At 73.2% G+C, this 26,986-nt stretch carries 25 protein-coding genes; 6 read left to right on the plus strand and 19 right to left on the minus strand.

Annotated features, from left to right (window positions below; translation table 11 throughout):
• Positions 1–28: 28 nt before the first annotated feature.
• On the minus strand, positions 29–2,218 hold the full coding sequence (gene recG, locus CFP66_RS31020) for an ATP-dependent DNA helicase RecG (protein WP_094928764.1): 2,190 nt from the start codon (positions 2,216–2,218) through the stop codon (positions 29–31).
• Positions 2,215–3,837 carry a DAK2 domain-containing protein gene (locus tag CFP66_RS31025; protein ID WP_094928765.1) on the minus strand — a complete coding sequence of 541 codons (1,623 nt, stop codon included), beginning with the start codon at positions 3,835–3,837 and terminating at the stop codon, positions 2,215–2,217. The genes recG and CFP66_RS31025 overlap by 4 nt, the downstream gene beginning before the upstream one ends.
• Positions 3,838–3,965: 128 nt before the next feature.
• On the opposite strand from CFP66_RS31025, the gene rpmB reads away from it, so the two are divergent.
• Positions 3,966–4,157: a 50S ribosomal protein L28 gene (gene rpmB, locus CFP66_RS31030; RefSeq protein ID WP_094928825.1), complete on the plus strand. Its 192-nt coding sequence runs from the start codon at positions 3,966–3,968 to the stop codon at positions 4,155–4,157.
• 117 nt (positions 4,158–4,274) lie between these two features.
• Here rpmB and CFP66_RS31035 read toward each other — a convergent pair whose 3' ends face one another.
• From CFP66_RS31035 to CFP66_RS31095, 13 genes are all read right to left on the minus strand, one after another.
• A complete protein-coding gene (locus CFP66_RS31035; RefSeq protein WP_094928766.1) occupies positions 4,275–5,294 on the minus strand; it encodes an NAD(P)/FAD-dependent oxidoreductase in 1,020 nt (339 codons plus the stop codon).
• A gap of 84 nt (positions 5,295–5,378) precedes the next feature.
• On the minus strand, positions 5,379–6,230 hold the full coding sequence (locus CFP66_RS31040; RefSeq protein WP_158228276.1) for a polysaccharide lyase family 7 protein: 852 nt from the start codon (positions 6,228–6,230) through the stop codon (positions 5,379–5,381).
• A gap of 316 nt (positions 6,231–6,546) precedes the next feature.
• Positions 6,547–7,227 carry a uracil-DNA glycosylase gene (locus tag CFP66_RS31045; protein WP_094928768.1) on the minus strand — a complete coding sequence of 227 codons (681 nt, stop codon included), beginning with the start codon at positions 7,225–7,227 and terminating at the stop codon, positions 6,547–6,549.
• The gene (locus CFP66_RS31050; protein WP_094928769.1) at positions 7,227–7,748 is read right to left on the minus strand and encodes a gamma carbonic anhydrase family protein; all 522 of its coding nucleotides are present in this window, start codon (positions 7,746–7,748) and stop codon (positions 7,227–7,229) included. The genes CFP66_RS31045 and CFP66_RS31050 overlap by 1 nt, the downstream gene beginning before the upstream one ends.
• 10 nt (positions 7,749–7,758) lie before the next feature.
• Positions 7,759–8,142 (minus strand): monovalent cation/H(+) antiporter subunit G, encoded by a 384-nt coding sequence (mnhG, locus tag CFP66_RS31055; protein WP_094928770.1) that lies wholly within the window; start codon positions 8,140–8,142, stop codon positions 7,759–7,761.
• Positions 8,139–8,405 (minus strand): monovalent cation/H+ antiporter complex subunit F, encoded by a 267-nt coding sequence (locus CFP66_RS31060; RefSeq protein ID WP_094928771.1) that lies wholly within the window; start codon positions 8,403–8,405, stop codon positions 8,139–8,141. Before CFP66_RS31060 ends, mnhG begins: the two co-directional genes overlap by 4 nt.
• On the minus strand, positions 8,402–8,992 hold the full coding sequence (locus CFP66_RS31065; protein ID WP_094928772.1) for a Na+/H+ antiporter subunit E: 591 nt from the start codon (positions 8,990–8,992) through the stop codon (positions 8,402–8,404). Before CFP66_RS31065 ends, CFP66_RS31060 begins: the two co-directional genes overlap by 4 nt.
• The gene (locus CFP66_RS31070) at positions 8,992–10,524 is read right to left on the minus strand and encodes a Na+/H+ antiporter subunit D (protein ID WP_094928773.1); all 1,533 of its coding nucleotides are present in this window, start codon (positions 10,522–10,524) and stop codon (positions 8,992–8,994) included. Before CFP66_RS31070 ends, CFP66_RS31065 begins: the two co-directional genes overlap by 1 nt.
• Positions 10,521–10,988: a Na(+)/H(+) antiporter subunit C gene (locus tag CFP66_RS31075; RefSeq protein ID WP_094928774.1), complete on the minus strand. Its 468-nt coding sequence runs from the start codon at positions 10,986–10,988 to the stop codon at positions 10,521–10,523. Before CFP66_RS31075 ends, CFP66_RS31070 begins: the two co-directional genes overlap by 4 nt.
• Positions 10,985–11,551, minus strand: coding sequence for an MnhB domain-containing protein (locus tag CFP66_RS31080; protein ID WP_094928775.1), 567 nt, complete (start codon positions 11,549–11,551; stop codon positions 10,985–10,987). The genes CFP66_RS31075 and CFP66_RS31080 overlap by 4 nt, the downstream gene beginning before the upstream one ends.
• Positions 11,548–13,881, minus strand: coding sequence for a hydrogen gas-evolving membrane-bound hydrogenase subunit E (gene mbhE, locus CFP66_RS31085; RefSeq protein WP_094928776.1), 2,334 nt, complete (start codon positions 13,879–13,881; stop codon positions 11,548–11,550). Before mbhE ends, CFP66_RS31080 begins: the two co-directional genes overlap by 4 nt.
• 560 nt (positions 13,882–14,441) lie before the next feature.
• A complete protein-coding gene (locus CFP66_RS31090) occupies positions 14,442–14,717 on the minus strand; it encodes a hypothetical protein (RefSeq protein WP_094928777.1) in 276 nt (91 codons plus the stop codon).
• A gap of 11 nt (positions 14,718–14,728) precedes the next feature.
• Positions 14,729–16,414, minus strand: a complete 1,686-nt coding sequence (locus tag CFP66_RS31095; RefSeq protein WP_369805215.1) for a sodium:solute symporter family protein — start codon at positions 16,412–16,414, stop codon at positions 14,729–14,731.
• A 320-nt stretch (positions 16,415–16,734) separates the two neighbouring features.
• On the opposite strand from CFP66_RS31095, the gene CFP66_RS31100 reads away from it, so the two are divergent.
• From CFP66_RS31100 to CFP66_RS31110, 3 genes are read left to right on the plus strand one after another with little or no spacing between them, the layout of a single operon-like run.
• Positions 16,735–17,634 (plus strand): carbohydrate ABC transporter permease, encoded by a 900-nt coding sequence (locus CFP66_RS31100; RefSeq protein WP_094928778.1) that lies wholly within the window; start codon positions 16,735–16,737, stop codon positions 17,632–17,634.
• Entirely contained in the window at positions 17,631–18,443 is an 813-nt protein-coding gene (locus CFP66_RS31105) for a carbohydrate ABC transporter permease (RefSeq protein ID WP_094928779.1), read from the plus strand. The genes CFP66_RS31100 and CFP66_RS31105 overlap by 4 nt, the downstream gene beginning before the upstream one ends.
• A 6-nt stretch (positions 18,444–18,449) precedes the next feature.
• Positions 18,450–19,727: an ABC transporter substrate-binding protein gene (locus CFP66_RS31110; RefSeq protein WP_094928780.1), complete on the plus strand. Its 1,278-nt coding sequence runs from the start codon at positions 18,450–18,452 to the stop codon at positions 19,725–19,727.
• Positions 19,728–19,844: 117 nt separating this feature from the next.
• On the opposite strand, the gene CFP66_RS31115 is transcribed toward CFP66_RS31110, so the two are convergent.
• The 4 genes from CFP66_RS31115 to CFP66_RS50030 all read right to left on the minus strand — a co-directional run bounded on the left by CFP66_RS31115 (position 19,845) and on the right by CFP66_RS50030 (position 24,041).
• On the minus strand, positions 19,845–20,360 hold the full coding sequence (locus tag CFP66_RS31115; protein ID WP_369805211.1) for a GNAT family N-acetyltransferase: 516 nt from the start codon (positions 20,358–20,360) through the stop codon (positions 19,845–19,847).
• Positions 20,361–20,403: 43 nt separating this feature from the next.
• On the minus strand, positions 20,404–21,669 hold the full coding sequence (locus CFP66_RS31120; protein ID WP_369805212.1) for an MFS transporter: 1,266 nt from the start codon (positions 21,667–21,669) through the stop codon (positions 20,404–20,406).
• Positions 21,662–23,812: a malate synthase G gene (locus CFP66_RS31125; RefSeq protein WP_094928782.1), complete on the minus strand. Its 2,151-nt coding sequence runs from the start codon at positions 23,810–23,812 to the stop codon at positions 21,662–21,664. The genes CFP66_RS31120 and CFP66_RS31125 overlap by 8 nt, the downstream gene beginning before the upstream one ends.
• 94 nt (positions 23,813–23,906) lie before the next feature.
• The gene (locus CFP66_RS50030) at positions 23,907–24,041 is read right to left on the minus strand and encodes a hypothetical protein (RefSeq protein ID WP_255413904.1); all 135 of its coding nucleotides are present in this window, start codon (positions 24,039–24,041) and stop codon (positions 23,907–23,909) included.
• A gap of 138 nt (positions 24,042–24,179) precedes the next feature.
• Here CFP66_RS50030 and CFP66_RS31130 point away from each other — a divergent pair, with 138 nt between their 5' ends.
• Together CFP66_RS31130 and CFP66_RS31135 are read left to right on the plus strand one after the other, a co-directional pair.
• Positions 24,180–25,664, plus strand: a complete 1,485-nt coding sequence (locus CFP66_RS31130; RefSeq protein ID WP_094928783.1) for an FAD-linked oxidase C-terminal domain-containing protein — start codon at positions 24,180–24,182, stop codon at positions 25,662–25,664.
• 67 nt (positions 25,665–25,731) lie between these two features.
• Positions 25,732–26,970 (plus strand): FAD-binding oxidoreductase, encoded by a 1,239-nt coding sequence (locus tag CFP66_RS31135; protein ID WP_094928784.1) that lies wholly within the window; start codon positions 25,732–25,734, stop codon positions 26,968–26,970.
• Positions 26,971–26,986: the final 16 nt, after the last annotated feature.

The raw sequence follows: 26,986 nt of genomic DNA on the forward strand, positions 1-26,986 counted from the left end.
GGATCACCACACTAGAGCGGCGGGTGGGTCACACCTTGTCGAGGTAGGCCGCGCGCTCCTCGTCGCCCACCGTCTCGCCGACGAGCGCGGCGAGGCCGGGGTGGCGGCGCAGGCCCGGGTCGTCGGCCACGACGTGCTGCGCGTACACCTGCGCCTTGGAGATGACCTCCTCGTGGCGCAGCAGCGACAGCAGCCGCAGGCCGGAGCGGCGGCCGGACTGCAGGGCGCCCAGCACGTCACCCTCGCGGCGCAGCTCGAGGTCGAGGCGGGCCAGCTCGAAGCCGTCGGTGGTGCCGGCCACGGCGTCGAGGCGCTCGCGGGCGGTGGTGGCGGCGGGCATGTCGGTGACCAGGAGGCACACCCCGGGCGCTGAACCGCGGCCGACGCGCCCGCGCAGCTGGTGGAGCTGGGAGAGCCCGAAGCGGTCGGCGTCGAGGATGACCATGCACGTGGAGTTGGGCACGTCGACACCGACCTCGATGACGGTGGTGGCCACCAGCACGTCGAGCTCGCCGCGCTCGAAGGCCCGCATCACCGCGTCCTTCTCGTCGGGCGGCAGCTTGCCGTGCAGCACGCCGATCCGCAGACCGTGCAACGGGCCGTCGTCGAGCTTGGGCGCAACCTCCAGCACGGCCATCGGCGGGCGTTTGGCCTGCCCGTCGTCGCTGTCGGCACCGATGTCGGGGTCGTCGGTGTCGACGAGCTCCGCATCGGCTTCCGTGGCCCCGACGCGGGGGCAGACCACGTAGGCCTGGTGCCCGGCCGCGACCTCCTCGCGCACGCGCCGCCACACACGCTCGAACCACGAGGGCTTCTCCGCCAGCGGCACGACGGTGGTGCCGATGGGCGAGCGGCCCTTCGGCAGCTCGCGCAGCGCCGAGACCTCGAGATCGCCGTAGACGGTCATCGCCACGGTGCGCGGGATCGGCGTGGCCGTCATGACGAGCATGTGCGGAGCCAGCTCGCCGCGGCTGCGCAGCGCGTCGCGCTGCTCCACCCCGAACCGGTGCTGCTCGTCGACGACCACGAGACCGAGGTCGGCGAACCCCACGTGCTCCTGGATGAGCGCGTGGGTGCCCACGACGATGCCGGCGGCGCCGGACTGCGCGTCCAGCAGCGCCTGCCGGCGCGCCTTGGCCCCCAACGACCCGGTGAGCAGCGTGACGTTCGTGGCCTGCTCGGCACCGCCCAGCTCGCCCGCCTTCCCGAGCGGGCCGAGCAGCGTGCGCAGCGACCGCGCGTGCTGCGCGGCGAGGACCTCGGTGGGGGCCAGCAGGGCTGCCTGCCGGCCGCCGTCGACGACCTGCAGCATCGCCCGCAACGCGATGACGGTCTTGCCGGCGCCGACGTCGCCCTGCACGAGACGGTTCATCGGGTGTTCGCGGGCGAGGTCGGCGGCGACCTCGGTGCCCACGGCGTGCTGGCCTGCGGTGAGCGTGAACGGCAGCGCGGCGTCGAACGCGTCGAGCAGGCCGCCGGGCACCGGCGGGCACGCGGCGGCCGGGCGCGTGGCGGTGGCCTGGCGGCGTAGCGCCAGCGCGAGCTGCACGCCCATCGCCTCGTCCCAGACGAGCCGGTGGCGCGCGGCGTGGATGTCGGCCTCGGCCTCCGGCACGTGGATGCGCCGCAGCGCCCGCCCCAGGTCGGTGAGCTTCTCCCGGCCCCGCACCAGCTCGGGCAGCGGGTCGGTGGGGTCGTCGAGCACGTCGAGGACCTGCCGGACGCAGCGCGCCACCTGCTGCGAGGTGATCTTGCCGTTGGCCGGGTAGACGGACAGGAACGGGCGGATCTCGTCGGCCTCGTCGAACGGCTCGAACTGGGGGTGCGTGAGCTGCAGCTTCCCGTTGAAGACGCCGACCTTGCCCGAGAACACCGCGCGCACCCCGGCGTGGATGACGTGTTGCACCTTGTGGCCGTTGAAGAAGGTGCAGTCGATCGTGGCGCCCTTCTCGTCGCGGATGACGACGCTGAGCAGCTTCCCGCGCCGGGAGCGCATGTCGCGCAGCGCGGACTTCTCCACCTGCGCCACGAGGGTGGCCTGCTCGCCGATCTCGAGCCCCGCGATGTCGGTGAGCTTGCCGCGGTCGACGTAGCGGCGCGGGTAGTGCCGCACCAGCTCGCCGACGGTGGCGATGTCGAGCGACTCCAGCGCCACGGCCGTGCGCTTGCCGACCAGCGGCTCCAGCGCGCTGGCCATGTCGATCCCGGTCCCGGTCATTCCACCCCCAGTACGAGCGGGTAGTCGCTCTGCCCCCCGCGGTGCACCACGACGTCGACCTCGGGGTGGGTGCGGCGCAGGTCGGCCGCCAGGCCCTCCCCCAGCGCCGCGTCGGCCGCCTCCCCGAGGAGCACGGTGACGATCTCACCACCCGCCGTGAGCATGCGGTGAGCCAACCACAGCCCCCCGACAGCCAGGTCGGGGGCGATCAAGACCACCTCGCCGTCGGTGATGCCGAGGACGTCGCCGGGCTCGCAGCGCCCCACCCACGTGAGCGCCTCGGACTCGGCCACCTGCAGCCCGCCCGTCCGGGTGCCCGCGGCCGCCTCGGCCATCGCGACGACGTCGTCCCCTGCGCGGCGCGCCGGGTCGTACACCGCGAGCGCGGACAGCCCTTGCAGCACCGACGCCGTGGGCACGACCAGCACCTCCTGCCCGTCGCCGCGCACCGTGGCCGCCGCACGCTCGGCGGTGGCGGTGAGGTCGGCGTCGGCCGGCAGGAGCACGACGTGCCGCGCACGGGTGCCGGCGAGCGCCGCCACCAGCTCCTCCTCGCCGGGGCTGCGGTCCGGCGACCGTTCGAGCACGGCGGCACCCGCGGACCGCGCCAGGTCGGCCACGTCCGGGCCGGGAACGACCATCAGCACCGCCCGCTCGCGCACGAACCGCCCGGGTGCCTCGCGCGGCGTGTCGTCGAAGCGCACCACGGTGATCCGGTGGGGCCGCCCGGCCGCGATGCCGGCCTCGACCGCGGCGCCGATGTCCGTGCAGTGCACGTGGACGTTCCACAGGCCCTCGCCGCCGTCGGCCACCACCACGGAGTCGCCGACGGCGCCCAGCCGGGCCCGCAGCGCGTCGACCCGGGACCCGTCGCTGCCGTCCAGCAGGTACATGACCTCGTAGTCGTGCTCGGCCGAACCGATCTCCCGTTGCGCCACCAGCACCTCCCGGCTGCGGGCCGGCAACGCACCGGCGCGCGGCAGATCGCCGCCGACGCGCCCGGTCACCAGGCAGGCGAGCGCGTCCAGCACGAGGTACAGGCCGAGCCCGCCGGCGTCGACCACGCCTGCCCGTGCGAGCTCCGGCAGTTGACCCGTGGTCGCCTGAACGGCGGTGGCGGCCGCCTCGGCCGCGGCGACCGCGACGTCGTCGAGCCGGTCCGAGCCTGCCGCGGCAGCCGCGCCGGCCGCCGCCGCGAGCACCGAGAGCACCGTGCCCTCTCGGGGTGAGCTGACGGCGGCGGTCGCGAAGCGGTGGGCCCGCTGCAACGCGTCGGCGAGCACGGCACCCGCCGGGGCCGGACCCGCTACCTTCGCGATGGCCTCCGCGACACCGCGCAGCACCTGCGAGAGGATCACCCCGGAGTTGCCGCGGGCACCGAGCAGGGCCCCGCGGGCGAGCGCTCCGGCCACCGCGGCGGACCCGCGCCCGTTCTCCCGCACCGCCCGGCGCACGGCGTCGGCCGCGGCACGCATCGTGAGCAGCAGGTTCGTGCCCGTGTCGCCGTCCGGCACCGGGAAGACGTTGATCCGGTCGATTTCCGCGCGGTGCCGCTCGAGCGCGGACGTGGCGGCGCGCGTCCACCGGGTGAGCAGCGCGTCGTCCAGCGTCGGGGGCACCTGACCGAGCCTAGGCCGCACCGGGTGCAGGGGGTCTGCAGGGCGCTGCGAGGGCGCGCGTATCGTAGGTGCTCGCGACCGGGGCCAACCCGGCAATCTCTCTATCGTCTACCCGAGGAGTGTTCGACGTGGCTGCCGTCTGCGACGTCTGCGGCAAGGGTCCGGGCTTCGGCATGTCCGTCTCGCACTCTCACCGCCGTACCCACCGCCGCTGGAACCCCAACATCCAGACGGTGCGTGCCCGCTTGAACGGCGGCAACCGCCGCCGACTGAACGTGTGCACCTCCTGCCTGAAGGCGGGCAAGGTCGCGCGCGCCTGACCAACAGCACAGCGCAACACCAACGGCACTTCCGTCCACCTGGTGGACCGAAGTGCCGTTGGTATGTGCGCGGCGATCACGACGGGTACACGCGATCCGCCCTACGCGTCCGGTCGCTCAGAGGCCGTGGCCGCGGTCGGCTGCCACCAGTCCGGCCACTCGCGCCTCGGCCACCGCGGAGAACGGCACCCGGTAGGCGGCCACCGCGTCGCGGGTCTCCTCCGCCATCAGGTCGGCGTTGATCTGAGCCGCGGCGAGCGCCCCGGCCGCCGCAGCCGCGCCGACCTGCGCCGACGGGTCGGTGACGTTGCCCGCGGCCCACACACCGGGCACGTCGGTGCGCCCGGCCGCGTCGGTCGGTACGTGCTCCCCCGCCCCGGACGGGTGTTCCACCGCGCGCAACCCGAGCCCGGCCACCGCGTCGGCGCGCGCCACCATCCGCGCCGCCACCACCAGCGCCGTCCGGCGGATCAGCGTGCCGTCGGCGAGGCGCACGCCCTCGAGGCGGTCGTCGACGATCTCCAGGCCGGTCACCTCGCCGTCCACCACCGCGATGCCGCGGGCCGCGAACTGCTCCCACTGCTCGTCGGTGAGGTCCGGACGGGTGTGGGTGAAGAACGTGACGTCGGCGCTCCACTGCCGGAACAGCAGCGCCTGGTGCACCGACATCGGGCCGCTCGCCAGCACGCCGATCGGCCGGTCCCGCACCTCCCACCCGTGGCAGTACGGGCAGTGCAGCACGTCGCGGCCCCACCGTTCGCGCAGCCCCGGCACGTCCGGCAGCTTGTCGACCAGCCCGGTGGTCACCAGCAGCCGGCGCGCCCGGACGGACCCGCCGCCCGCCAGTGCCACGACGAACCCCGGACCGTCCCGGTCCACCCCGGTCACCGCGTCGGCCACCAGCTGCCCGCCGTAGGAGCGGACCTCGCCCCGGCCGCGCTCCAGCAGCTCGGCCGGGGGCATCCCGTCCCGGGCGAGCAGCCCGTGCACGCCGTCGGCCGGGGCGTTGCGCGGCTCCCCCGCGTCGACGACGACCACCGAGCGTCGGGCGCGGGCCAGTACCAGCGCCCCGCTCAGGCCGGCGGCCCCGCCGCCGACCACCACCACATCGCAGCCGTACTCCAGCTGATCGGTCATGTCGACCACCTCCGCGACCAGGGTGCGGCGGGACGGCGCGATGCTGCAAACTTCCTTGCTGGTCCGGCAACTGCGCGATGAGCGTCAGTCGGTGTGCTCGATCGAGAGCGAGTACACGACGACCTCGCCCACGGCGTCGGGGTCGTCGCCGCGCTCCGGGTTGGACTGCGTGTACGCGCCGACCTTCCAGTACCAGCTGCTGCCACTGCGCTCGATCTCGGCACGCTGCTCGCCGTTGTAGAACACCACGATCCGGCTGTCGGCGGCCACGATCCGCAGGTCGTACGGGGTGCCGAGCACGTAGTCGGGATCGATCACGATCTGTTCCTCGCCGTCGGCGTACTGCGCGGCGAGCGTGGACCCCTCCAACCGGATCTGCATGACGTCGTCGCCGCCGTCGTGGATCTGCGTGGCCGACACCTCGGGCTTCGCCGGCGGCACCTTCGTGATCGCCTGCCGGCTCTCGAGCGTGTGCACGCCCTCCGTGTTCGACCAGGCGGCCTTCTCCTCGCCGTTCATCTCCCGCAGCTCCGACCGCGGGTACTTGCTGTTCTTCGTGGTCACGCCGCCCGCGGGCGCCCGGAAGACGACGCCGGTCCCGTCGGAGGTCAGGTCGAACCACTCGCTGCTGTAGTCCAGCAACTCGGGCTGGTCGATGGAATCGGGATCGCCCGCCGGGCCGATGGGGAGGGTGAGGAACCAGCTGTCGAGGGAGAGCAGGTCCCCCGGCTTGTCGGCGCTGCCCTGCGCGTCCGGCGGAGCGATCTCGGGCAGGGCGGGCGGGAGCGGGCACGAGGGCGGCGCGACGGACACCGCGACGATGGCGCACGGGTCGATCGCGGCCCGCTCCAGGTGGGTGGGACCCGGGCCGGTCAGCGCGGGGACGGCCAGGACGGCAGCCACGGCCACCGCCACGGGGGCGAGGAGATCCGGCACGGTGCTCACCTCCCCCGCTGCGGTCGGTGACCGGGGTCGGGAACGGGGGGCAGGACGGCCTCGGGCATGGCTTCTCCCGTCGTGGGACGCGCAGGGCGGACCCCGGGCAGGGGCACAGGACCGAGCGGGCGGCCAGGCCGCTCGTGGCGACGACGGGTCGCGTCGTCGTACCCGGTGATCGTATGAGCGCCCCCGGCGTCCTGCCGGGGATCGTGCACGGCATGCCCCGAACGGGGCGGATCGCACCCACGAGGGTGATCACCCGGGCGTGGGCCCCGGCAACGTGGGGTGAGGGGGAGTCAGCGGTGGCGGAGGCTCAGGGCAGCTTCCACTCCACCGGTTCGCCGCCCAGCTCCTCGAGCAGGGTGTTCGCGCGGCTGAAGGGGCGCGAGCCGAAGAACCCGCGGTCGGCCGACATCGGGCTCGGGTGCGCCGATTCGACGCACGGCACGTCCTCGAGCAGCGGCACGAGGTTGCGCGCGTCGCGGCCCCACAGGATCGCGACGAGCGGCTCGCCGTCCCGGTCCACGAGCGCCCGGATGGCCTGCTCGGTGACCTTCTCCCAGCCCTTGTCGCGGTGGGATCCCGGGTTGCCGGGTTCGACCGTGAGCACCCTGTTGAGCAGCAGCACACCCTGCTCGGTCCACGGGGTGAGATCACCCGTGGACGGGGTGGGGTGCCCGAGGTCCTCGGAGTACTCGCGGAAGATGTTGGCCAGCGACCGCGGCACCGGGCGGGTCTCGGGTGCCACCGAGAACGACAGCCCGATCGCGTGCCCCGGCGTCGGGTACGGGTCCTGGCCCACCACGAGCACGCGCACCTCGTCGAAGGGCTGCTGGAAGGCGCGCAGCACGTGGGCGCCGGGCGGCAGGTAACGGCGTCCCGAGGCGAGCTGGGCCCGCAGGAAATCGCCCATGTCGGAGATCACCGGCGCCACGGGGGCGAGCGCCCGCGCCCACCCCGCCTCGACGACCTCCTCGAGCGGCCGGGCGGCCATCAGGAGATCCTCCGCAGCTCGACGCGGAACCGCTTCCCGCGCTGGACGTAGCTCCGCACGGCGTGGTCGAAGTAGCCCTCGGGCACCTCGTGGCCCTCGCGGACGCGCGCAGGCACGCCCATCGCCATCCGGCGGGGCGGGATCTCCGCCTTCGGCGAGACGACGGCGCCGGCCGCGACGACGGCACCCTCGCCGACGCGCGCGCCGTTCAGCACGACCGAACCGGAGGAGACCAGCGCGCGGTCGCCGATCACGGCGCCCTCGATGTGCACGTTGTGCCCCACGGTCACCTCGGCTCCGATGATCGTCGGCTCGTGCGGGGTGCAGTGGATGATCGAGCCGTCCTGCACGCTCGTGCGGGCACCCACCTCGATGCGGCCGTCGTCGCCGCGCAGCACGGCGGTGGGCCAGATCGAGGCCTCGGCCCCGATCGTCACGTTGCCGATCACCACGGCGTCCGGATGGACGTAGGCCTCGGGGTGGATGTCCGGTTCGACGTCGCCGAGCGCGTAGAGGGGCACGACCGGCAGCTTAGGAGGGCCGTTCCTCCTGCATCCTGTCGGCTGGTCCCTTGTCCGCCGGCGTCGTGTCGGCCGGCATCTTGTCGGCCAGCTCGTCCACGACCAGCCGGGCGCGACGCACCGACCCGCTGCGGTACGCCGACCGGCCGACGAGCTGCGAGATCACCGGTGCGGTGATCACCTGGAACAGGCCGACGAGCAGGAGGGTGACGGCGCTGTCGAGCGGCACCCGCAGGGCGGTGCCCATGAGGATCAGCAGCAGCCCGAGCGTCTGTGGCTTGGTGGCGGCCTGCAGCCGGGCGGGCACGTCCGGCAGGCGCACGAGCCCGAGGGCGCCCAGCAGGCAGGCCAGGGAGCCCAGGAGCAGCAGCGCGGCGGAGAAGACGTCGGTCACCGCGACCGCCCCTTGCGCTCGGCCAGGCGGGTGGCCGTGGCCGACCCGACGAACCCGAGCAGCGCCACCGCGGCGAGCAGCGGGATGTTGGAGCCGTCGCCGTAGATCGCGACGTACACCGAGGCGGCCGCCACGATGAGCACCACGAACACGTCGAGTGCCGCGATCCGGTCGAGCGTGTCCGGCCCGCGCAGAAGCCGCACGAGGGTGAGCACGCCCGCCACGCACAGCGCACTCAGGACGATGACGAACACGACGCTCACGACGCCCTCCCCACGGGCACCGCCGCCATCAGCCGCTCCGCCTCCGCCAGCTCGGCCGGCGTGCCGAGCGCGGTGAGCACCCGACGCTGCATGTCCAGCGTGCGCCTGCGGGCCCGCTGGACGCCCTCGTGGTCGCGGGGCCCGAGCGAGTAGACATACCAGACGTTGTGGTCGGGGTCGATCTGCAACGCCATCGAGCCGGGCGTGAGCGCGAGCGCGTTGGCCATGACCGTCACGACGCGGTCGGACGTCGACAGCAGCGGGACCGCGATGATCGCCGCGCGGGCACCGGAGCCGTACCGCAGCGCCTGCCAGCTCACCTCGGCCCCCGACACCACGAGGTCGTAGGCGAGGTAGCCGATCAACCCGAACAGCCGCACCGGGCGGATCGGCAGCCGCTCCCGCGACAGCGGCAGCCGGAACAACGCGGTGACCAGCAGCGCCACCAGCACACCGCCCACGACCGAGGCCGGCGTGAACGTGCCCCACAGCAGGACCCACACCACGGTCAGCCACACCACGGACGGCAGCCGGGCGCGGATGCGACGGGCGAGGGTGGGCCCGTCGCTCTCATCGGGGATCGTCATCAGCCCTCCTCCTGCACACCCAGTACGGCGACCCGGTAGGGCTCGCGGTCGAGCAGGTCAGCACCGGCCCGTTCCGTGATGGCCGCGAGCGGGCCCGCGAACACCGCGATGGCCAGGCTGGCCGCGACGAGCAAGCCGGTGGCGAGGTACATCGGCGCCGCGGTACGGACCGTGCCGACCACGACCTCGTCGGTGGGGTCGACATCGGGCAGCGGCGGTTGCGGCTCGCCCCAGAACACCTGCACCCACACGCGGACCAGGGCGTAGAGGGTGAGCAGGCTCGCCACTACCACGACGCCGGCCACGACCTGCGCGCCCACGCTGCTCGCCGCACCGGCCTGCAACAGCGCGAGCTTCGCGACGAACCCCGCCGTGGGCGGCACCCCGGCCAGGGTCAACGCGGGGATGGCGAACAGGATCGCGAGCCCGGGCGCGTCACGCAGCAGGCCACCCATCCGGTCCAGCGCCACGGTGCCGGTGCGGCGTGTGATGAGGCCGCTGACCAGGAACAGCGTGGCGAGCACGGTGATGTGGTGCGCGGCGTACAGCGCGGCCCCGGACACTCCGGCCGGGTCGAACACCGCGAGCCCGAACAGCAGGAAGCCGATGTGGCTGACCAGCAGGAACGACAGCAGCCGGTTGAGGTCGTTCTGGGCGAGCGCACCGAACACCCCGACCAGCATCGTGGCGACCGCCAGCACGAGCATGAGCGTCCACGGCTCGTCGCGCGGGAACAGCAGCGTCTGCGTGCGGAGCAGCGCGTAGAAGCTCACCTTGGTGAGCAGGCCGGCGAACAGCGCCGCCACGGGCCCGGGCGCGTTGGGGTAGCTGTCGGGCAGCCAGAAGTGCAGCGGCACGATCGCCGCCTTGATGCCGAAGACGACGAGCAGCATCATCGCCAGCACCGTCTGCAGCCCGGGAGGCAGGGCGCCGACCCGCCCGGCCAGATCGGCGAGGTTCACCGTGCCGGTGGCCGCGTAGACCATCGCCACGGCCGTGAGGAACAGCAGCGACGACAGCAGGCTGACCGTCACGTACGTCATGCTCGCCCGGATCCGCGACGTCCCGGTGCGCCGGGTGATCAGCACGTAGGACGCGGTGAGCATCAGCTCGAACGCCACGAACAGCGTGAACAGGTCACCGGTGAGGTAGGCCAGCGACACGCCCGCGCAGAGCATCAGGTACATGGGGTGGAACGTGGTGCTGGCGGTGGTGCGGCCGTACTCGGCGATGCGCTGGTCGATGGCGAAGACGAGCACCGAGAGCGTGACCAGCGTGGAGACGAGCAGCAGCAACGCCGAGAGCCGGTCGGCCACCAGCGCGATCCCGACGGGCGCGGGCCAGCCGCCCATCTCCGCGACGATGGGGCCCTGCTGGTCCGCAACCACCAGGAGGACGCCGGCGAGGAGCGCCACGACCGTGAGCACGACGACCCCGACGATGCGCTGCAGGGCCGCAGACCGGCTGCCGACGACCGTCAGCGCCGCGCCGAGCATCGGCAGCAGCACCGGGAGCGTGAGCAAGGTGCTCATGCGTCATCCCGTCCCTTCGCCGCCGACTCGACCTCGTCGTCGGCGTGCTCGGCACGCGCGAGGGGATCGGGCTCCTCGTCGTCGTCCTCCAGCGGGACCGACGGGCCCTTCTGCCGCGCGATCCGGCGGTCCTCGACGTCGTCCTGCACCTCGTCGTGCCCGACGAGCACGTAGGAGCGGTAGCCCAAGGCGAGCAGGAACGTCGTGAGGGCGAAGGTGATCACGATGGCGGTGAGGGCGAGGGCCTGCGGCAACGGGTCGGTGAAGGTCTCCGGCGCCGCCGAGCCGAGGATCGGCGCCCGGCCGGGCGGACCCCCGACCAGCTGCAGCAACAGGTTGGTGCCGTGGCCGAGCACCACCACCCCGATCAGCACCCGCATCAGCGAGCGCGAGAGCAGCAGCGTGAACCCGGTGCCGTAGAGCACGCCGACCGTGCCGGCCATGACCAGGTTGATGGCGTTCATCGCGCCTCCCCCGCGTCGTGCATGTCGCGCTCGATCCCGGCCCCGAGCGAGCGCAGCAGGTCCAGCACGACCCCGATGAGCAGCAGGTACACCCCGATGTCGAGGAACAGGCTCGTCTGCGTCTCCAGGTGCCCGAGCAGGGGGACGTCCACGGCGAGCGGCGCGGTGGAGAGCACCGGCGCCCCGAACGCCACCGGTGCCAGCGCGCTGAGCAGCGCGATCGTGAGGCCGACCCCGTAGACCACGGGTGGGCGCACGCGCACCGCCGCCCCGAGGTCGTCGCTGCCCCCGGCGATGTGGCGCAGCACGAACGCGAGCCCGGCCACCAACCCGGCGGCGAACCCGCCACCGGGCCCGTAGTGGCCCACGAGCAGCAGGTAGAGCGAGAACACCAGCACGGTGGAGAACAGCGCCCGGGTGGTCATCTCCAGCAGGAGGCTGCGCTGCCGGTGAACCCGGCAGATGCCGGACAGCAGCCACGCCTCGCGCGGGTGGTCCCACTCCTCGAACGGGAGCGGCTCCCCGCCGGGACCGTCGCCGCGGGCGTCGTCGATCGTCGTCATCCGAGCGCGTCCTCCTCGTGCCGGGGGCTGGCCTGGCCGCTCTCCACGGCCCCGCGGACGCGCCGGTCGTAGCGGGTGGCGTGGACGAGGCTGGCCACGCCGGCCGCCGCGACGAACAGCACGCCGATCTCGCCGACGGTGTCCAGGGCGCGGAAATCGACGATGATCGCGTTGACGACGTTGTACGCACCCGCCTCCGGGGCGAGGCGGGCGAACTCGCCGCTCACGGCGGACGGCTCGCTCCGAGCACCGGACAGCACGATCGCGAACACCGCGACGGCCACCCCGCCCACGGTGCCGAGCAGCATCTTCGGTACCCGCACCCGCCGGGTCGGGCGGCGCTCGGTGAACTGCGCGGGGAGCCTGCGCATCACGAACACGAACGCGACGAGCGAGAGGGTCTCCACGAGGAACTGCGCCAGCGCGAGGTCGGGCGCGCCGTCCACGATGAACAGCCCACCGACGCCGTAACCGATCACGCCGACCAGCAGGACGGCGGTGAAGCGGCGACGGGTCCGCGTGACCGCCACGGCCGCGACGACCACGACGAGGGCGAGCGGCACCTGGATGGCGGCGTGGTAGAGCGGCGGGAGCGTCGGCCACGCGCCCGACATCACGGTGGCCGCCCCCGGCAGGAGGATGAACGCCACGATGATCGTGGCCAGGTACGAGGGCAGCGACCCGACCTGCAACCGCCCGGTGATCACCACACCGAGCCGCCCGATGCCCGCGATCGTCTTCTCGTAGGCGCGTTGGGCGTCGAGCGGGCTGTGCCCGGCGAGCGCGCTCGTGCGCGCCCGGGCGGCATGCAGCGCCAGCCCGCCCGCCACCGCGATCGCGGAGAAGAGCAGAGGAAGGCCCAGCCCGTGCCACAGCGCCAGGTGGTAACCGGCCTCGCCGGGGTACGCGGCCGCGTAGCCGGCGGCCTCGGCGTCGACGATCGGGGTGGCGATCCCGAGCACGGGGCCGGCCACGGCGCACAGCCACACCGGGACGGTGAGGGTGGCACCGAGCCGGTGCACCGGTGTGTCCTCCCGCCCGGGCTTGCGCGCGAACGCACCCCACAGGAAGCGCGCGCTGTAGGCCACGGTGAGCACCGAGCCGAGCAGCAGCCCCGCCGCCACGGCGTAGTTCTGGACGGTGCCGTGCAGGAACGCCTCGAACGCCGCCTCCTTGCCGACGAAGCCGATCAGCGGGGGGAGCCCGGCCATCGACGCGGCGGCGAGCGCGGCGGCCACGGCGAGGCCGGGCAGCGCACGGCCCACGCCGGACAGCTCGCGCACGTCGCGGGTGCCGGTGGCGTGGTCGACGGCGCCGACGGTGAGGAACAGGGTGGCCTTGAACAGGCCGTGCGCGAGCAGCATCGCGATGCCGGCCATCGCGGCGACCCGGCCACCGGCGCCGAACAGCACCATCAGGAACCCGAGCTGGCTGACCGTGCCGAACGCGAGCAGCCGTTTGAGGTCGGTGGCCGACAGCGCGCGCCAGCCGCCGATCAGCATGGTGGCGATGCCGGCGACGAGGATCGGCACCGTCCAGACCGCGAGGTCGGCGAACGCGGGCGAGAGCCGGCCCACCAGGTACACACCCGCCTTGACCATCGACGCCGCGTGCAGGTAGGCGCTGACGGGTGTGGGAGCGACCATCGCGGCCGGCAGCCAGGGGTGGAACGGCAGCTGCGCCGACTTGGTGAACGCGCCGAGCAGGATGAGCAGCAGGGCCGGCACGACCAGCGCGCCGCGCGGCGGGTCGGCGAGGATCTCCGAGATCCGGTAGGTGCCTGCGGCCTCTCCCAGCAGCACGAACCCCAGGAGCATGGCCAGGCCCCCGAAGACCGTGACCAGTAGCGCCTGCACCGCGGCGCGACGCTCCTCGCGACGTTCCCCGCCCTGCCCGACCAGCAGGAACGACGCGATCGAGGTGAGCTCCCAGAACAGGTAGAGCGTGAGCAGGTCGTCGGCGAGGACCAGGCCGAGCATCGCGCCGGCGAAGGCGAGCAGCAGCGCCGCGGACCGCGGGGCCTCCGGGGAGTCGCGGCCGAAGTACCCGACGCAGTAGACGAGGATGACCGCGCCGATCCCGGAGACCAGCACGATCATCGCGAGTGCCAGCGCGTCGAGCCGGAAGGACAGGGTGAGCCCGAGCGCGGGCGACCACGCGGTGGTCTCGGCCACCCCGCCGCTCAGCGCGGCACCGGCGTTCGCCAGCCCCCACACCAGGGTGGCGGCCGGCAGCACGGCCGCCACGCCGAAGGCCGCGCGCCTGCTGCGCCTGGACACCAGCGGTAGCAGGCCTGCGACCACGAGGTGTGCGGCGACGAGCGCGAGCACGCGGTACTCCTCCCGGTCAGGGCCGATGTCCGCGCCGCCGAAGCTCCCGCTCGGCGGACGGGCGAGGCCTCCCTCGGGCGCGAGGTACCCCGGATCGGGCCGATCATCGTCCGGCGGCCCCGCATACCGCCGATGGCATCGCAGGAATGGACATTCCGGGCCGGGGCCGCGAGAACCACCTTACCGACCGGCACCGTCACTCCCGACCACCGCGGGGCGTGTCCGCAGGTCCGACGCCACCGTGGGTCGACTCACAGCAATCAACTGGAACGATCCAGACCTCCCGTGCGCTGTACACGGTGGAACCGGACACCGAGACCCCCGAGGAGGACCCCATGACCGGCACCACTCGCCTCACCGGCGCCGTCCGGCGGGCCCTGCGTCGCCTCGACGCCTGGACCCTGACGACGTTCAACCCGCGCTACCCCACCCCGCGCGACTGATCACGCCGCTGACCGGGCGCGGCCGGCCCGCCCACGAGACGTACGTGAGCGCGGTCGAGAGGACCCTGGCGTGCGGCTCGTCGCTGACGAAGCCGGCGGCCGCATGTGGTCGACGCGCTACTCGGGCCCGCTCGACGGGATCAGCGGCCGCAGCCGCGCCCACAGCAGGAACAGCGCCGCCACCACGAGCATCACGATCCCCGACCAGAGGTTGATGTCGATGTCCCCGGCCTTCGCCAGCTGGGCCTCGTCCTCGAAGAACGCGCCCTGGACCGTCAGCACGATCCCGTAGACGCCGAACAGCACCGCGATGACCGTGCGCAGGTCGAACAGCTGCGACGCCGCGCTGGGCGTCGCGCCCTGGTCGACCGCGGACTCCTCGGGCTCGGACATCACAGCACCTCCTACGCGAAGACCAGGTACAGGGCGAGGGTGAGGACGAGCACGATCCCGCCGAGCACGACCGGGGACTGCCACCAGCTGCCCTCGTCCTCACCGCCGCGCCCCCGCTCCCGCGGGGTCAGCGACCAGACCAGCCCGGCCAGCTCGGACTCCGGGCGCGGCGCGGTCACCATCGTCACGACCACGCTCACCGCGATCCCGACGACGAACGCGGCGCTCGCCCCGATGAACGACCCCGCCTGCGACGACACCCCGATCACCCCGGTCCGCACCAGCGCGTCCACGGTGACCGCCGCGATCGTGCCCGCGATCAACCCGGTCCAGCCCGCCGTGCCGCTCATCCGCTTCCAGAACAGACCCAGGATGAAGATCGCGAACAGCGGGGCGTTGAAGAAGCTGAACAACGCCTGGATGTAGTCCATCAGGTTCTCGAAGCTGCCCGCGATGAACGCCGTGCCGATCGCCAGCAGGCAGCCCACCACGGTGACCGCCCGCCCCACCCGCAGGTAGTAGTCGTCCGGGCGGCCCGGGCGGATCCAGTCCTGCCACAGGTCGTAGGTGAACACCGTGTTCAACGAGCTCACGTTCGCGGCCATGCCCGCCATGAACGAGGCCAGCAGCCCGGCCAGCGCCACCCCGAGGATCCCGTTGGGCAGGACCTCACCCATCAGCAGGGTCAGGGCGTCGTTGTAGGTGACGTCGGACTGACCGCCGGTCTTCAGCGTGGTCAGCTGCGGCACCAGCACCCCGGCGATCATCCCCGGGATGACCACCACCAGCGGGATCAGCGCCTTCGGGAACGCCGCGATGATCGGTGTGCGGCGCGCCGCGGACATGCTGCGCGCCGAGAGCGCCCGCTGCACCTCCGCGAAGTTCGTCGTCCAGTAGCCGAACGACAGCACGAAGCCGAGCCCGAACACGATCCCCAGCACCGACAGGAACGGGTTCGCGATCTCGGTCAGCGACGTGCCCGGCCACGACGACACCTGCTCCGGGCCCGGCGGCAGCGCACTCACCCGCTCGACCAGCCCGTCCCACCCCCCGACCCGGGCCAGCCCGGCGACGGTGAGCGGGATCAGCAGCGCCAGGATCACGAAGAACTGCAGCACCTCGTTGTAGATCGCCGCCGACAGCCCGCCCAGGAACGTGTAGCTCAGCACCACAAGCGCCGCGACCGGGATCGCCAACTGCAGAGACCAGCCCAGCAGCGCCTCGAGGATCAGCCCCAGCGCGAACAGGTTCACCCCGGCGATCAGCACCGACGCCAGCGCGAACGTCACCGCGTTCACCCGCTGCGTGGTCGTGTTGAACCGCTTCCGCAGGAACTCCGGCACGCTGCGCGCCTTGGAGCCGTAGTAGAAGGGCATCATCACGATGCCCAGGAACACCATCGCCGGGATGGCACCGATCCAGTAGTAGTGGAACGTCGCCACCCCGTACTGGGCGCCGTTGGCCATCATGCCGATCAGCTCGATCGCGCCCAGGTTCGCCGACACGAACGCCAGGCCCGTCACCCACGCCGGCAACGACCGCCCCGACAGCAGGAAGTCCAGGCTGGAGGCGATCGACCGGCGCGCCAGCACGCCGATGCCCAGCACCAGCACGAAGTAGAAGACGATGAACACGTAGTCGATCCACGTCGTGTCCAGCCGCTGATCGGTCTGCGCCAGCACCGCCGCTTCGGTCAGCACCAGATCCCCCCTCTCGCTCCGGCCACCACGCTCCGCGGATCATTCGCCACCCTCTGCGATCCCGCCACACGGGACCACCGATCGGGCGCCGGTACCGCAGGATCCGCATCACCGGTCGTCCACAGCAGTAGCCACGACCGCGGGCGACCGGAACCACGGATCGTGGACGGCCGCCGTCGGCGGCGCTGCAGTGATCATCGCGGCGCGCTCTTGCCTCCGCGCGCTGTGCGTGCCACCGTCGCGACGGCGTCCGGCGACGGTGCGGACACAGGAACGGTGGGGGGCAGCGTGCACGTGGGTCGCCGCGCCGGGATCCGATGACGCGCGCCGCCCTGCGCGCGGCCGACCCGGTGCCCGGCCCGCCGGCCGCGCGCGCCCGGCGACGGCGGTCGGACGCGTGGCCGCTCGTCCTCCCGGCCTTGCTGCCGGTCGCGCTCTTCAGCGTCTACCCGCTGGTCCAGGGCCTGTACCTGGGCTTCACCGACGCCCGCGCGGGCCGCGGTGTCGTCACCAGCTTCACCGGGTTCGACAACCTCACCCGGCTGCTGTCCGACGAGCTGTTCTGGTCCTCGTTCCGCATCGGGATCATCTGGGCGTTCTCGGTGACCGTGCTGCAGTTCGCCGCGGGCATGGGGCTCGCGCTCCTGCTGAACGAGGACCTGCGCCTGCGCTGGTTGGCCCGCACGCTGGCGCTCGTGCCGTGGGCGATGCCGCCGGTGATCATCGCGATCATGTGGCGGCTGCTGCTCAACCCGAACCACGGCCCGCTGCCGGGCGGGGTGAACTGGCTCGGTGAGTTCTCCACGGCGCTGCCGGCCGTGATCGTCATCGGGGTGTGGGCGGGCATGCCGCAGACCACGATCACGCTGCTCGCCGGGCTGCAGACGATCGACGGTGCCCTGCACGAGGCGGCCGCCGTGGACGGGGCCGGGCCGTGGCGCCGGTTCTGGCACGTCACGCTGCCCGGCCTGCGCCCGGTGATCGTCGCCATCACCACGCTCGACCTCATCTGGAACCTCAACTCGTTCGCCCTGGTCTACGTGCTCACCGCGGGCGGCCCCGGCGGGCAGACGATGCTGCCGATGCTCTTCGCCTACAACGCGGCCTTCCGCTACGGCGAGTTCGGCTACGCCTCGGCGATGGGCGGCGTGATGGTGGTGCTCGTCGTCGGGTTCCTGCTGTTCTACCTGCGCGCGCAGCTGCGGAGGATGCCGTGAGGCGCCCGCTGCAGTACGTCGCGCTCGCCTGCTACCTGGCCTTCCTGGGCTTCCCGCTGCTCTGGCTGCTCGGCACCGCGTTGAAGGGGCCCGGCGAGCTGGCCACGGGCGGGCTGGTGCCCCTCTCCCCCACGCTCGCGAACTTCGGCGACGCGGTGGCGCGCGCCGACCTCGTCACGGCCGCGACCAACAGCCTGGTCGTCGCGCTCGGCACCACGGTGCTCGTGCTCGTGCTCGCGCTGCCCGCCGCGTACGCGCTGGCCCGCTACCGCACCCGGCTGAAGCTCGTGGCCAACGGCTGGGTGCTGGTCAGCCAGGTGTTCCCGGTGATCCTCGTCGTGGTGCCGCTGTTCCTGATCCTGCGCCAGTTCCGGCTGGTGGACAGCCTCGTCGGGCTGACGCTGGTGCACGCCGTCTACTCGCTGCCCTTCGCGCTGTGGATGCTGCAGGGCTTCATCGCCGCCATCCCGCGCGACGTCGAGGAGGCGGGTGTGGTCGACGGCGCCGGCCGCGTGCGGGTGCTGGCGAGCATCGTGGCGCCGCTGCTGGCACCCGGCCTCGTCGCCACCGCGATGTTCACCATGATCTCGTCGTGGAACGAGTTCTTCTTCGCGCTCGTGCTGATCCAGGACCCGGCGAAGGTGACCCTCCCGCTCACCCTGGCCCGGTTCGTCGGCGCCGAGGGCCAGGTCCAGCTCGGGGCGCTCGCCGCAGGCGCGCTGCTGGCCACGGTGCCGAGCCTGCTGTTCTTCGCCGCGGTCCAGCGGCGGCTCACGTCCGGGCTGCTCAGCGGCGCGGTGAAGGGATAGGAAGACATGCACCTGCGCAGGCTGGGTCTCGCCGTCGCGGCTGTCCTGCTGACCGGCTGTGCCACCACGCCGGTCGGGCCCGAGGTCGACGAGGGCACCGGCCCCGTCACGCTCACCTTCCAGAGCCTCGCGTTCCAGGAACCGAGCGTCGCCGCCACGGAGCGGATCGTCGCCGCCTGGAACGCCGCGCACCCCGACGTCCAGGTGGAGCTGACGCAGGGCAGCTGGGACTCGGTGCACGACCAGCTGGTGACGCAGTTCCAGGGCGGCACGGCACCTGATGTCATCCACGACGAGTCGGCCGACATCAGCGGCTTCGCCCGCCAGGGCTACCTCGCCGACCTCGCGCCGCACCTGTCCGACGAGACCCGCGAGGCCGTGCCGCAGGGCGTGTGGGACGCCGTCACCGTCGACGGGACGACCGTCGCCGCCCCGACGCTGCTGCAGTCCTACGTCGTGTTCGCGAACACGACGATGCTGGAGCAGGCGGGTGTCCCGATCCCGACGAGCCCGACCCTGACCTGGGACGAGCTCGCCGCCGCGGCGCGCAGCACCACCACCGCGACGACCACCGGGCTGGGCTGGGGCCTGCGGCAGCCGACGGCCACGGTCATGAGCCTCGGCATGGGCTTCGGTGGCACCTTCTTCACCGGCACCGGCGAGGCCACGGCCGTGCAGATCGGCGACGCCGAACTGGAGGTGCCTCGACGCATCCACGAGATGGCCTACGTCGACCGGTCCCTGGACCCGACCTCGCTCACGCAGAGCGGCTCCGACGTGGTCACCACGTTCCTCGACGGGCGCTACGCCATGGTCGTGGCCGGCAGCTACCTGGCACAGCAGATCGCGGAGGCCGCGCCGCCCGGCTTCTCCTGGACCGTGCTCCCCGCGCTGGCCGGCACCTCACCGGAACAGGCCGCCAACCCGCAGACGCTCTCGGTGCCCGCCGACAGCCCGCACGTCGCCGAGGCCGCCGACTTCATCGAGTTCTACCTGCAGGCGGAGAACCTCGCGGCGGTGGCGCAGGGTGAGTGGCTGATCCCCACCACCGGGGCGGCGCGCGGCATGGTGGCGACCCACACGCGCGGGCAGAACGGCTGGGCCTCCACCCTCTCGGGGGCGGAGTACCTGACCACGGCCCCGTTCCAGGCGGTGACCGACTACCCGCAGTGGAAGGACCAGATCGCCACTCCCGCCCTGCAGCGCTACCTGGGCAACCAGAGCGACCTCGCGACCCTGCAACGCGAGCTGCAGGAAGGTTGGACGCAGGTGAGCGGCGGCTGAGGCCCCCGGGCGCAACGAACGGCACTTTCGTCGCTTCCTAGCCGACGAAAGTGCCGTCCGTTCGGCAGGGGTGGCGCGTGATCGGTGTGAGCGGCACGTCAGCGTGCTCGCCGCCGCTCAGCCCGGCGAGATCAGGGTGCCGGACGCCGCCCGCGACGGCAGCGGCTTCGCGAAGTAGCGGCTCGACTCCGAGTCGGCGTAGTGGCCGAACGCCGGCATCGGCGCGTAACCCGAGCTCGCGTACAGCGCGATCGCCTCGGGCTGGCGGGTGCCGGTCTCCAGCACGAGGCGCGCGTGCCCGGCCGCGGCGGCGGCGCGCTCCAGCTCGGCCAGCACGGCGCGGGCGTGGCCGTGCCCGCGGTGCGCGGCGTTCACGTACATCCGCTTGACCTCGGCGTCGCCGTCGCGCAGGGCGGGCGCCTCCCCAGCGCGCCGCGACCGCCAGCCGCCGCACGCCACCGGCTGCCCGTCCGCGTACCCGACGACGAAGAAGCCGGCGGGCGGCGCGAACTCCCCCGGGTCGAGCACCGTGGCGTCCTCGCCGCCGTAGCGCTCGACGTAGACCTGCTGGACCTCGGCGATCAGGCGGGCGGCGTCGGGGTGGTCAAGGGGCGTCGGGCGGAGATCGAGCACGCCGTCGATCCTACGAGCGGTCACTCGCCGGTCCGCCCGTCGATCAGCTCGCGGACCGCGTCGAGGTGTCCTGCATGCCCGCCGTCGGCTCCCGCACCCGGCCCGCGCTCATCACGGCCGCCAGGCTGAGCGCGGCCAGCAGCGCCACGACCACCAGCAGCACCGGGTAGCCGGCCAGATCGGTGAGCGCCGCGAGCAGCACGGGCAGGAGGAAGCCGATGTAGGTGAACGCGTAGTAGACGGCCGTGAGGCCGGCGAGCTGGGCGGGCTCGGCCATCCGCTGCACCTCGATCAGGCCGGCCACCAGCAGGAGCCCGTATCCCGCGCCGAGCACGACCGCGGCCGGCACGGCGAGCACGGGGGACGTCAGGGCGGCGGCCGCCGCGGCGCCGAGCAGTCCGACGACGAGGGCCACGAGCCCGAGACGCGCGCCCGTGGCCGGCGAGAGCTTGCGGGCCCACGACTGCACGGCGATGCCGGTGCCGAGCGTCACCGTGGTGAGCAGCGTGGCGTAGACCAGCCCGAAGCCGGCCAGCTGCGGACTCAGCGCGGCGGGCTGCACGGCGAAGGCCAGCGCGGGCGCCCCGAACACCCAGGGCGCCATCGGCACGACGACCCGGCGGAACCGCCGCGGCAGGTGCACCCGCAGGCCGGACCGGAACGCCCCGGGCGGGCGCGTCTCGGGCAAGCGCACCACCAGGGCCACCACGACGGCGGTCAGCACGATGTGCACGAGGTAGGGCAGCTCCATCGGCAGCGGGGCCCATTGCGCGAGCACCCCGGCCACCAGCGGCCCGGCGCAGAACCCCGCCGACAGCCCGAGCGCCGCCCGGCGCGCGCCCGCCGCGGCGTCCGCCCCCGGGTCCCACGGTGCCTGCGACAGCTCCTTGACCCACGTGGTGCCCACGGCCATCGCGATGCCGGTGACCGCCCCGAACAGGAACCGGCCGGTGTAGAGCGCGGGCTCGGACACCGCGGCCACACCGCCGAGCGCGAGCACGCCACTGGCCGGCGCCGACACCACCAGCGAGGGCAGCAGCAACCGCCGCCGCCCCCACCGGTCCGACGCCGGGCCGCCCAGCAGCAGGCCGGGCACGAGCCCCGCGGCGTAGACGCCGAAGAACGCCGCCACGGTCACCGCCGAGTAGTGCGCCTGCTCCCGGTACATCACCATCAGCGAACTGAACTGGTTCGCCCCGTACCCGATCGCGAACAGAGCCGCCGCCGCCCGCATCCATCCCTGCACGCCCACCATGCTGCGCGCCGGACGGTTCGGCCGCGCCCGAACTGTGGCCGGAAGCTCAGGCACCGGCCTTGGCCGTACGACGCCAGGTGGTCAGCACGCGCTCGGTGTAGCCGTTGGGCTCGGTGCGGCCGGTGAACACCAGCTCCAGCGCCGCCTGGAACGACGGGCTCGCGTCGAGGTCGGACGCCATCGGCGCGTAACCCGGCTCCCCGGCGTTCTGCTCGTCGACGAGCACGGCCATCCGTGCGAACGTCTCGCGCACCCCTGTCTCGTCGACGAGGCCGTGGTGCAGCCAGTTGGCGATGAGCTGGCTGGAGATCCGCAGCGTGGCGCGGTCCTCCATCAGCCCGACGCCCTCCAGGTCCGGCACGGTCGAGCAACCGATGCCCAGGCCCACCCAGCGCACCACGTAGCCGAGGATCGACTGGGCGTTGGTCTCCAGCTCGTGCTGCTTCTCCTCCTCGGGGAGCTCACCGGTGAGCAGCGGGACCTCCAGCAACAGCCGCCGGCCGGTCTCCCGGCCGGCGAGCTCGCGCTGGCGGGCGGCGACGTCGATGCGCAGGTAGTGCAGCGCGTGCAGGGTGGCGGCCGTCGGAGAGGGCACCCAGGCGGTGTTGGCGCCCGCCTGGGGGTGGGCGCCCTTCGTGGCGAGCAGCTCGGCCATCGCGGCGGGCTTCGCGAACATGCCCTTGCCCACCTGCGCGTTGCCGACGAACCCGGCGCGCAGCGCCACGTCGACGTTGCGGTCCTCGTAGCCCTGCAGCCACGCCGTGGACTTCATGTCGTTCTTGCGCACCACCGGGCCGGCGAGGAAGTCGGAGTGGATCTCGTCGCCGGTGCGGTCGAGGAACCCGGTGTTCACGAAGATCACGCGGTCCTGCGCCTGCGCGATGCACGCGTCGAGGGTGAGCGAGGTGCGCTTCTCCTCGTCCATGATCCCGACCTTGAGGGTGGCGGGCACGAGCCCGAGCGCCTCCTCGACGGCGGCGAACAGCTCGGCGGTGAGCGCGACCTCGTCGGGCCCGTGCTGCTTGGGCTTGACGATGTAGACGCTGCCGGCGCGCGAGTTGGAGTAAAGGCCACGCCCACGCAGGTCGTGCAGGGCGGCGGTGGCCGCGACGAGCGCGTCGAGCACGCCCTCGCCGACCGGCTGCCCGTCCACCAGCACGGCGTCGGTGAACATGTGGTGCCCGCAGGTGCGCACGAGCATCAGGGAGCGCCCGTGCAGGGTGAGCGCCGAGCCGTCCGGTGCCGTGTACTCCCGGTCGCCGTTGACCCGCCGCTCGACGGTCTCGCCGCCCTTCTCGAACCGCGAGACCAGCTCACCGGTCATCAGGCCCAGCCAGGTTCGGTAGGCCAGCGCCTTGTCCTCGCCGTCGACGGTGGCCACGGAGTCCTCGAGGTCGACGATCGTGGTGATCGCTGACTCGAGCGCCACGTCGGCGACGTCGGCGTGGTGCTGGCGCCCGACCTGGTGCTCGGGGTCGATCGTGAGCTCGACGTGCAGGTTGTGGTGGCGCAGCAGGATGGCCTCGACGGCGCCCTGCGACCCGCCGCCGCCGTCGGAGCCGCTGCGGTGGCCGGCGAACTGCCCCGCGTCGGCGAGGCCCGTCTCCCCCGTGCCCGTCGCGACGACCAGCCGCCCGTTCTCCACCCGGTAGGCCGTGGCGTCGGCGTGGCTGCCCTGGGCGAGCGGGAAGAACTCGTCGAGCAGGCGGTCGGACTCGGCGATGACCTGGGCCCCGCGCTTCTCGTCGTAGCCGCGGGCGAGCTCGTGGTCGAGCGGGAGGGCATCGGTGCCGTAGAGCGCGTCGTAGAGCGAGCCCCAGCGGGCGTTCGCCGCGTTCAGCGCGTAGCGCGGCACGGTGGCCGGCACCACGAGCTGCGGGCCGGCGATCTCGGCGATCTCCGGGTCGACGCGGTCGACCGCCACCTTCGGCTCGGCCGGCGGCACCAGATAGCCGATCTCGGTGAGGAAGGCCTCGTAGGCCGCGGCGTCTCCCCCGCCGTTCTCGGCGTGCCACGCGTCGAGCTTCGCCTGCAGCTCGTCGCGACGCCGCAGCAGCTGTGTGATCCGGCCGTCGAACCGGCCGTGCAGCGCGGCGAGCGTGGACCAGAACCACTCCGGCTCCAGGTCGAGGCCGGGCAGCAGCTCGTCGGCCACGAACGCCCTCAGTGCCGGGTCGACCTGCAGTTGCGCACTCATCTCTCACCCTCCGGTCGGCAGGACGCACGACGGGTACCCGCCCGGCGACTTTTCTACCAGACGGACTTGCACTTCCGCATCGCGGAAGCAACACTCAGCGTGTGAGGACCGCGGCAGGCGCAGGGATGGGGTCGACCGACGCGGGGCCGACGACGCCGCTGAGCGCCAGGACCACTGCGACGGCAGCCATGACGACGAGGCACAGCTGCAGCTTCCGGCGAGGACCCACCGATTCGACCTCCCAGGGGCACTTCGTTGGTGCGCGGCCGGTCCGGGAGCCGTGGGGGCCGCTGAGGACCGGGCGGCCCGTGGACCGCCGCCGTAGTCTCCATGGACGCCAGCAGCCCGTGACGGAGGGGGCCGGTCGATGAGCCTCGACAGCACGATTTCCGACAGCACGATCTCCGACAGCGTGATCCTCGGGGCGTTCGCGTCCGCCCTCGATCCGGCCGACGTCATCAGCGACCCGGTGCGGTGCCGGTCCTACGAGTGCGACGGGCTCACCGGCTACCGCGTGGTCCCCCGGCTCGTGCTGCTTCCGCGCAACGCGGAGCAGGTGGCCGCCGCGGTGCGGGTGTGCCACGAGCACGGGGTGCCGTTCGTCGCGCGCGGGGCGGGCACCGGCCTGTCGGGCGGCGCGCTCCCGGTGGCCGACGGCGTGGTGATCAGCCTCGCCCGGCTCAAGCGGGTGCTCGAGGTCGACCCCGTCGACCGGCGCGCCGTCCTCGAGCCCGGCGTCACCAACCTGGAGATCACCGCGGCCGCGGCCCCCTACGGGCTCTACTACGCGCCCGACCCGTCGAGCCAGCAGGTCTGCACGATCGGCGGCAACGTCGCGGAGAACTCCGGCGGCGCCCACTGCCTCAAGTACGGCTTCACCACCAACCACGTGCTGTCCTGCGAGGTGGTGCTGCCCGACGGCTCGCTGGTCACCCTGGGCTCCGACACCGGCGAGCAGGCCGGCCCCGACCTGCGCGGGGTGTTCCTCGGCTCCGAAGGCACGCTCGGCATCACCACGAAGATCACCGTGCGGCTGCTGCGCGCGCCGGAGTCGGTGCGCACGCTGCTCGCCGACTTCCCGTCGATCAGCGCGGCGGGCGACGTGGTGTCCGACATCGTCGCCGCGGGCATCGTCCCGGCGGCCGTCGAGATGATGGACACGCTCGCCATCGAGGCGGCCGAGGAGGCCGTGCACGCGGGCTACACGGTCGGGGTGCCTGCCGCGCTCGTCGTCGAGCTGGACGGGCCCGCCGAGGAGTGCGAGATCCAGTTCGAGCAGGTGAAGCAGATCTGCGACCGGCACGGCTGCACTCGCCTGCACATCGCAGGCTCCCCCGAGGAGCGCGCCGCGATCTGGCGGGGGCGCAAGGCCGCCTTCGCGGCGGTGGGCCGGATCTCCCCCGACTACTTCGTGCAGGACGGCGTCGTGCCGCGCACCCGGCTCGCCGAGGTGCTCGACCGGATCGCCGCGATGGGCGAGGACGCGGGCCTCCGCGTCGCCAACGTCTTCCACGCGGGCGACGGCAACCTGCACCCCCTGGTGCTCTACAGCGCCGCGGCGGGCGAGACCGAGCGCGCCGAGGAGCTCTCCGGGAAGATCGCGGAGCTGTGCGTGGAGCTGGGCGGGTCCCTGTCGGGCGAGCACGGCATCGGCACGGACAAGGCGTGCTCGATGCCGAAGATGTTCGGTGCGGACGACCTGGCGGTCATGGGCCGCGTGCGCTCGTCGTTCGATCCGCGCGGGCTCTGCAACCCCGGCAAGGTGCTGCCCACGCCGCGGCTGTGCGGCGAACGGCCCGGCAAGTACCGCCCCCACCCCCTGGAGGAGTCGGGAGCGATCGAGCGCCTGTGAGTGCCCCCTCCGCGAGTCGCGGTCCGAGTGCGAGCGTGTCGCGCGATCAGCGCGAGGAAGGAGACGGATGAGCCAGGGCAACGCGACCGCGTCGCCGCTGCGGCCCACGGACCTGCGGTCCCTGCGCGACGCGCTGCTGGACACCGCGGGCACCGTGCGGATCGCAGGTACCGGCACGGCCGCAGGCTGGGCGGGCACACCCGCGCCGGTCGACACGGTGCTCGACACCACGGGCCTCACCGGCGTGATCACCCACAACCCCGGCGACATGACCGTCTCGGTCCGCGCCGGCACCCCGCTGCGGGAGCTCCAGGCCGAGCTCGCCCCGCACGGCCAGCACGTGGCGTTCGACGCCGCGCGCGTCGCGGACGGCGCCACCGTCGGCGGCCTCGTCGCCACCGCCGACGCCGGCCCCGCGGCGCTGGTCTTCGGCTCGATGCGCGACCTCGTCATCGGCGTCACGGTCGTGCTCGCCGACGGCACGGTGGCCCGCAGCGGCGGGCACGTCATCAAGAACGTCGCCGGCTACGACCTCGCGAAGCTGCTGCACGGCTCCTACGGCACGCTCGGCGTGCTGGCCGAGGTGGTGCTGCGGCTGCACCCGGTGCCGAAGCGCACCGCCACGCTGGCCGTCGCCTGCTCCCTGGAGGAGGCGGCCGCCCAGGCCGCCACGGTGCTCGGCGGCCCGTACGAGCCGGCGGCCCTGGAATGGACGAGCGACGGCACGCTCCTGATCAGGCTGGAAGGCACGGAGGACGCCCTGGACGCGAGGCTGCAACGCCTGCGCGAGGCGCTGGGCCCGGCGACGTCGGACGAACGGCACGTTCGTCGGCTAGGTAGCGACGAAAGTGCCGTTCGTCCGGAGGCGAGCGCCGCGCCCGGGCCGGACCCGTCGGACCAGTGGCACGTTCGTACCACTAGATCGGACGAGGGTGCCGCTCGTACAGGGGATCCGTGGGAGCGGCACGCCTCCCTCGTGCTCGGCACCTCCTCGCACGCCTCGCTGCGCATCGGCTTGCGGCCCTCTCTGCTGCCTCACCTCCTCGGCGCTCTGCCTGCCTCGGCTGTCACCGCGGGGTTGGGCACCGGGGTCGCCACCGTCTCGCTCCCGCTCGACGCCGTCGCCGAAGCCCATGAGCGTGTCTCCGCCGCGGGTGGCACCTCCGTGATGCGCTCCCGCCCGCCGGGCGCGGACGTCCCCGCGTGGGGGCCGCCGCCGTCCGCGATCGCCGTCCTGCGCGCCGTCAAGACCGAGCTCGACCCGCGGGGTCGTCTCGGGCCGGGCCGCTTCGACCCCTGGATTTGACGTCCTCCCCGGCCTG

Source organism: Pseudonocardia sp. MH-G8 (assembly GCF_002262885.1).
Classification (GTDB): domain Bacteria; phylum Actinomycetota; class Actinomycetes; order Mycobacteriales; family Pseudonocardiaceae; genus Pseudonocardia.